This is a genomic window from Parvibaculum sp. (assembly GCF_035325945.1).
GTDB lineage: Bacteria > Pseudomonadota > Alphaproteobacteria > Parvibaculales > Parvibaculaceae > Parvibaculum.
Genome location: NZ_DAOKYX010000012.1, coordinates 1 through 5,895, shown reverse-complemented (window position 1 = coordinate 5,895; position 5,895 = coordinate 1). Strand labels below are relative to the sequence as shown.

General features: G+C 64.9%; 7 protein-coding genes. 3 read left to right on the top strand and 4 right to left on the bottom strand.

Annotation, left to right across the window (positions count from 1 at the left end):
- Positions 1-163 precede the first annotated feature (163 nt).
- Both PKA57_RS07875 and PKA57_RS07870 read left to right on the top strand, forming a co-directional pair.
- Positions 164-1,393 (top strand): GNAT family N-acetyltransferase, encoded by a 1,230-nt coding sequence (locus PKA57_RS07875; protein ID WP_324299258.1) that lies wholly within the window; start codon positions 164-166, stop codon positions 1,391-1,393.
- A gap of 77 nt (positions 1,394-1,470) precedes the next feature.
- Positions 1,471-1,902, top strand: coding sequence for a VOC family protein (locus PKA57_RS07870; RefSeq protein WP_324299256.1), 432 nt, complete (start codon positions 1,471-1,473; stop codon positions 1,900-1,902).
- Between the two features lie 42 nt (positions 1,903-1,944).
- Here PKA57_RS07870 and PKA57_RS07865 read toward each other — a convergent pair whose 3' ends face one another.
- From PKA57_RS07865 to PKA57_RS07855, 3 genes are all read right to left on the bottom strand, one after another.
- Positions 1,945-2,235, bottom strand: a complete 291-nt coding sequence (locus tag PKA57_RS07865; RefSeq protein WP_324299254.1) for a GIY-YIG nuclease family protein — start codon at positions 2,233-2,235, stop codon at positions 1,945-1,947.
- A gap of 137 nt (positions 2,236-2,372) precedes the next feature.
- Entirely contained in the window at positions 2,373-2,936 is a 564-nt protein-coding gene (locus PKA57_RS07860; RefSeq protein WP_324299252.1) for a hypothetical protein, read from the bottom strand.
- A complete protein-coding gene (locus PKA57_RS07855) occupies positions 2,933-3,778 on the bottom strand; it encodes a helix-turn-helix domain-containing protein (protein WP_324299250.1) in 846 nt (281 codons plus the stop codon). The genes PKA57_RS07860 and PKA57_RS07855 overlap by 4 nt, the downstream gene beginning before the upstream one ends.
- Before the next feature lie 158 nt (positions 3,779-3,936).
- Between PKA57_RS07855 and PKA57_RS07850 the strand changes: the two genes are divergently transcribed.
- A complete protein-coding gene (locus tag PKA57_RS07850) occupies positions 3,937-4,827 on the top strand; it encodes a TauD/TfdA family dioxygenase (protein ID WP_324299248.1) in 891 nt (296 codons plus the stop codon).
- A 177-nt stretch (positions 4,828-5,004) separates the two neighbouring features.
- Here PKA57_RS07850 and PKA57_RS07845 read toward each other — a convergent pair whose 3' ends face one another.
- The gene (locus PKA57_RS07845) at positions 5,005-5,739 is read right to left on the bottom strand and encodes a hypothetical protein (protein WP_324299246.1); all 735 of its coding nucleotides are present in this window, start codon (positions 5,737-5,739) and stop codon (positions 5,005-5,007) included.
- Between the last annotated feature and the right edge of the window lie 156 nt (positions 5,740-5,895).

Below are 5,895 nucleotides of genomic sequence, written 5' to 3'. Positions count from 1 at the left end.
GGGACTTTAGCAGAGCTGGCGGCGCGGCGCGCGAATGGCAGCCACGCGCGGCGGGCTGGCCGGAAACTTGCTCTCCTATGAGGAAAATCGATGGAGAGGCGCCGCCGCGTTCGGAAACGGAACGACGCGCGTGCCGCAATGATGCGAGGATACCGAAATGGCCATGTCGGGTGAAAGCGCGAGCGCAAGACAACCGGCCGCGCTTCGCCATTCCCTGCGCCCTTCCGGCCCGTTGGCCTTGCGTCCGGTCGCTCCGGCGCGGCGGGGGCTGGCCTTCACGGTTCACGGCAGCTTCGCCTCGGCCGAGGCTGATTGGCGCCGCTTCGAGCAGGAGGCGCTCGGCACCGGCTTTCAGAGCTTCGACTGGCTCGCGCAATGGCACGCTCATGCGGGGGCGGGCATCGAACCGGCGATCCTCACGATCTCGCTTGGCGGCAGGCCCCTGATGCTCGCGCCCCTCGGGATCGAGCGGCACATGGGTGCACGCTGCCTCGTCTGGCTCGGCGGGAAGTTCGCCGATTACAAGGGCCCGCTCATCGCGCCCGACTTCGCCGATCATCTGCCGCATGGGCGCTTCGCCGCGCTTTGGCCGAAAATTCAGCGCGCGCTGCCGAAGCACGATGTCGTGCTTTTTGAAAACCAGCCGGAATATCTCGGTGAGGCGCGCAATCCCTTCGTCGCGCTTGGCGGCGAGCCCGCTTCCGATCCCGGTTTCGTCTTCGCGCTGCCGTCGAGCCATGAGGAGTTCATCACGCGCTTCCGGCCGGAGACGCGGCGCAATGATCGCGTGAAGGAGCGCAAGCTCGGCGCGCAGGGCGTGCTTGCCTTCCGCGTCGCCGCGACGCCGGACGAGGCGCGCGCCATGGCGCTCGAAATCCTCGACCAGAAGGCGGAACAGCTTCGCCAGCAGGGCATTGCCTCGATCTTCGAGGATGAGGCTCATCGCGCGGCCTATCTGGCGCTTGCGGCGCTGCCTGCGGAGAAGGGGCTTCTCAATCTCCAGGTCGCGCAGCTCACGCTTGACGGGCGCATGATCTCGGGCTCGATCGCCCATGTCTGGCATGGCCGCGCGACGCTGATGGTTCACGTTTACGACCATGCCCATGCGAAGCTCTCGCCGGGCCGCATCCATCTTCTGAAACTCATCGCCACGAGCATCGAAGCGGGCCACACACATTATGATCTTTCCGTCGGCCATGCCGCCTACAAGGAAAGTTTTTGCGATGCGCCCATGGCAATCTTCAATCTCGTCGAGGCGGCGACGCCCTGGGGCCTCGCCTCGGCGGGCGCGCTCCATACGCGTCTCGGTCTCAAGCGCGCGATCAAGACGAATGAGCGCCTGATGGGCTGGTATCGCGCGGGCCGCGCCCTGCTGGCGGGAAAATCGGCGTAGCTCTTTGCCGCGCCTTGCGCGGGCGCGCCGCCTGCGCGACGCTACACGGCAGGGAGCGAAAGCGAAGGAGGCAGCCAATGGTCCGCGTCCTCGGCATCGATCATCTCGCCATCCGTGTCGGCAATCTCAGGCGTTCGGCCGCATTCTACGAAGAGCTGCTCGGCTTCATGGGCTTCGAGCGCGAATGGGAATTCGGCAAGACGGTCGGCTGGAACAATGGCCGCACCATGTACTGGATCACCGAAGCCGACGCCAAGGGGAAGAAGCACAGGCATCGCATCGGTGATGTCGGCTTCCATCATTATGCCTTCGAGCTTTCGCGGCCGGGCGACGTCGACAAGGTCTATGAGCGGCTCCAGGAAATGGGCGCGGAGGTCGTCGATCCGCCTGCGGATTATCCGGACTATGGCGAAGGCTACCGCGCGGTCTATTTCCTCGATCCGGACGGGCTGAAGCTCGAGGCGATGTATTTCGCCGAAAAGCGCAAGCGGCTGCGCGGGAAGCGATAGCGCTTACTTCGTCATTGCCGGGCTTGACCCGGCAATCCAGCGTCATCGCATCAGGTCTTCATAAAGATCACGCCAATTCGGATTGGCCGCTTCGATCAATGTGAGCTTCCACGCACGGGGCCAGTGCTTCAGGTTCTTTTCGCGCTGAATGGCATTTCTGATGCTTGGGTGCACCTCGAACCAGACAAGCCGCTTCACACCATAGCGGCTCGTAAAGCCGCGCATCGCTTCCGTCTTGTGTTCGTGAACGCGGCGGAGAATGTCATTTGTAACGCCGGTATAGATCGTTCCGTTCCGGCCGCTTGCAAGGATGTACACGTAATATTGCCGCATCGGCCGAGTGTGCGGCACTGGATGCCCGGGTCAAGCCCGGGCATGACATTTGTAGATATGTCCCGACGTCTCTTCCTCGTCATTGCCGGGCTTGACCCGGCAATCCAGGAGGCCACGCCTGTTGGCGGCGACGGGCCTTATTGCGGCCGTTTCTCCCAGGGCTCCAGCGTGCCCGCGACGAGGCGGGGTCGCGGCGCGTCCATCTGCGCGATGGCGGCGGCCGAGATCTCCTCATGCCGGAGCCAGCGCGAGCCCGTCTCCTCGATCACGAAGCCGAGGATCACCTGCGCATAGGTAATGCCGGGCTGTAGGGCCAGAGCCTCCGCTCGCCGCTCGGCGAGCGAGGCTTCGCCATTTGTGCCGAGAAGGATCGAGCGGCTGCCCATCACCTCGATGAGCCTGCCGCCCGGCGCGATCATGCCGTCGAGCGCGGCGCGAAGGATTTCGCCGCGCGGCCTGATCCAAGTGAGCGCAAGATCGTAGGGTGCATGCGCCGCCACGGCGTCGAGAAACGCCGCCTCGTCCTCATATGACTTCGCGACGCGCACGAGTTTCACATCGAGCGTGTCGCTGCCAAAGCTGAAGTCCTCCACATGCCGGGAAAGGAGCACGGCGCGCTTCGACCGCGCGACGGCATGGGCCGCCGCCGACTTCAGCATGCCGGTCGTGCCGATGAGGAGGGTGTTGGTGGCGTTCATCATGTTCCTATTTCATTGCCGGATGAGTGCGCGGGTGCGCCGGTCTTCGCCGCGATCTCCCTCGCCAGTTCGCGCATCGGTTCCAGATAGGTCCGCGCCGCCTCGGCGTCACTGAGGCTCGAACGGAAATAGCGCAGCGAGAGCGCGCCGAGTATGCGCGGGCCCGCAAGGATTGGCACGCCGAGACCGGTGGCGCGCTTGCGCGCCTCGAGCGCGCTGCGGATCACTCTCGTCGTCATGCGGCGCGTCGCCTCGTCGGTGATCGCATAGCCGCGCTTGCGCACGCGGGCGAGGATGAGGTCGAGGTCGGCGCGATCGCGGGCGAGGCGGTCGCTCGCGCGGCGCGACTGCGCGAGCCGGGCGATGATGTCTTCCCGCTCCGCCGCCGGACAGAAGGCGAGCCACGCCTGCCCCAGCGCGCTCAGAAGGAAGGTCGTCGGCAGATTGTGGACGACGGGATCGAGAGCGATGGGGCTCTCCGAGGCCGTGCCGAAGCGCACGATCATCTCATGGCCTTGGGGGATGCCGAGAAAGACCGGCCAGCGATATTTGCGCGTGAAGGCGTACATGGGCTCTCGCGCGGCCTCGGCGACGAGGTCGCTTTCGCGCACACCGGAGGCAAGCCGCAGAACGCGCGAAGTCGCGCGCCAGCCGGCCATGCGCGACATGCGCTCGGCATAGCCCGCATCGGCAAGCTGCGTGAGCAGGCGAACGACGGAGGATTTCGGCAGTCCGGTCGCTTCGGCGATTTCGCCCACATGGAGGAGCGGCGCGCGGTTCAGCGCTTCGAGCACGCTGAGCGCGCGGGCGACGGGCTCGCGGGCGGGTTTCGGCGTTTCGGCCATGCGATTTCTTCCCGGCTTTTCCGCCGTTTCGCGGCGCTGCCATCCTTGCTGTTCCGTTGAGCGGAATATTGGAACTTTCCGCTGCGAGATGCCAGCCCTGCGGCGCTAGCCTTCCGGCGAAGGGTCGCAATCCGCGACGCAATGATGAGGAGGACATCATGGCGAGCAGGGCTCATATGCGCATCGCGCGCACGGAGGGAAGGCGGGACTACAAGACCATCGGCATTGCACCGCTGACGCCGGTCATCGGGGCGGAGGTCGAGGGCATCGATCTCTCGCAGCCGCTCGACGAGGCGCAGCTCGCCGAGGTGAAGCAGGCTTTCGCCGATCATCTGGTGCTCGTCTTCCGTGATCAGAAGCTCACGCGCGAGGACCACAAGCGCTTCGGGCGCTATTTCGGCAAGCTGCACACGCATCCCTATCATTCGGCGGTGAAGGAGGGCGAGCCCAAGGGCGATCCCGAGATCCTGCCGATCAAGGCCGACCAGAACTCGCGCTATGTGGCGGGCGAGGGCTGGCATGCGGATGTGACCTGCGACGAGGAGCCGCCATTCGGGTCGATGCTCTACATCACGCAGGTCCCGGAAATCGGCTGCGGCGGCGACACCTGTTTTCTCAGCGCCTATGAGGCCTATGAGACACTTTCGTCCGCGATGAAGACCTTCCTCGAAGGGCTCGACGCTGTGCATGACGGCGCCAAGCCCTATACGGGCGGCTATGGCAAGGCGGCGCCGGAAGGCGGCTGGCCGAAGACGAGGCATCCCGTCATCACGCGCCACCCGGAGACCGGGCGGAAGCTCCTCTATGTCAATCGCGGCTTCACCACGCATATCGAAGGCCTGACGCCATCGGAAAGCGCGGCGCTTCTCGAAATGCTATGGCGGCATCTGGAGAGCAATCCGGTCTTCCAGTGCCGCGTGCGCTGGGAGCCGAACACGCTCGTCCTCTGGGACAATCGCTGCGCGCAGCATCACGCGGTCTGGGACTACTACCCCTATTCGCGCCAGGGCGAGCGCGTCTCCATCGTCGGCGGCAGGCCGCAGAGGTAAGCCGGCGAACCGCCTGATAGCCCTCCCCCCTTGAGGGGGAGGGTTGGGAGGGGGTAACCCCGCGTCACAACATCCACACCCCGTCATGACCCGCTTCATACGGGTCATCCACGCCTTCCTTTTGCGTTCGAAAGACATGGATGGCCCGGACAAGCCGGGCCACGACGCGGGATCGAGCTAGGATGCGGCGGCCACCGGCGCCACCGCGGCCTGCAACTGCGCGATCTGCTTGTTGTTCTGAAGGCGCACCCGCCAGAGCACGAGCAGCGTGTCGCGCACCGAGACGGCGAGCGCGAGGCTGAAGCCGCCGACGATGGTGCGGAAGGCGAGCACCAGCGACGAGAACCAGAGGTTCGATGGGTTGCTCGTCACCCGCCCGAAATCGATGGCGAAGACTTCGGGGAAATCCAGCAGCGCGCCATGGGCGACCTGGTTGATGACGAAGCCGACGAGCACCAGCCTGTCGGCGGTCTGCACGAGTTTTCCGTCATGCAGGTCGATGAAGGCCATGCCCACCGGATCGAACCAGCCGTAGTTGGCGCAGAGAAGATAGAGGCCGATGGCAGGAACGCAGAGGCCGAAGACGAAGAGGAGCGCGAAGTCGCCGGCAAAGCCGAGCCATGCCGCGTTCGTCCTCTGGCGAATTCTTGCAATGCGCCGCTGAATGGCTTCCGCGCGCGTTGGTGTGCGTCCGGGAAAGGGGATGTTGAAGGCTTCAAGCCTGAGCTGCCGAAGCCTGTCCTTGGCGCGATAGGCGATGAGAAGCGAGAGCGCCATGGCCGCGATGGACGCGGCCTCGACATAGAGATGAATCGCGAAGTCCGACGTCAGATGGGGTTCCGCCGCAGTCCATGCGGTCTGCAGCTCGCCGGTCAGCCAATGAAAATACCGGTATGTGCCTGAGTCTTCCACATCGCTTCCCCCCGAAAGGCGTGTCAGGTGGCAAGTGTTGCGTGATTTTTCACCAAAATCAAGACGTGGGCGGACGATTGTCAGGGATGAGGGAGCTACCTCTTCTTGCCCCGGTATTTGGTCGCGCGCGTGCCGGGTTTGCCGCTTGATGAGCGG